The sequence below is a fragment of the Streptococcus parasanguinis genome (assembly GCF_001578955.1).
Lineage (GTDB): Bacteria > Bacillota > Bacilli > Lactobacillales > Streptococcaceae > Streptococcus > Streptococcus parasanguinis_U.
The window spans coordinates 578,144-578,709 of record NZ_KQ969689.1 but is presented as its reverse complement, the minus strand read 5'-3'; the positions used below and the strand labels follow the sequence as shown (position 1 = coordinate 578,709).

The window sequence follows — 566 nt, the reverse complement described above, 5'->3', positions numbered from 1 at the left end:
AGCTGGTTTGCCTTGTGTCTTCTATGGAGACTACTACGGGATCGATGGCAAATTTGCGCAAGAAAGTTTCCAAGAGGTCCTCGATCGCCTCTTATGGGTTCGTAAAGATCTGGCCTATGGGGAACAAACGGACTACTTCGATGATCCTAATTGCATCGGTTGGACACATTCAGGTACAGAAGAATCAGCACCAATCGCCTGCTTAGTTTCGAATAACCAAGCTGCTACAAAAGTCATGGAGATCGGCTCATCCTACGCAGGCCTCACCTACTATGATGTCCTAGAAAATTGTAGCGAAACCGTCCAAGTCCAAGAAGACGGTACTGCCGAATTCCCAGTGGCAGAACGCTCCGTCAGTGTCTGGGTAGCCCAAGATACAGAGGGCCAATAACCTTTATATATGATTTTCTCCTAGGATCTACATTTTCCTAGGAGAATTTTTTCCTGTAAAAATTTTATAGGAAATACAGCTTCATTTTAGCACTATAAGAAAACGCTGTCAATGGGTATCGCGTCTATTTGAAAGAAATAAAGAGCATCAAAAAAAAGCTGGAAAAAATTATCCA

Annotated in this window: 1 protein-coding gene; it reads left to right on the top strand. The window is 42.9% G+C overall.

The genetic code is table 11. From position 1 onward, the window contains the following. On the top strand, positions 1-391 hold a 391-nt coding region (locus SPADD19_RS12495), incomplete at its 5' end, for an alpha-amylase domain-containing protein (RefSeq protein ID WP_241496431.1). Positions 392-566: the final 175 nt, after the last annotated feature.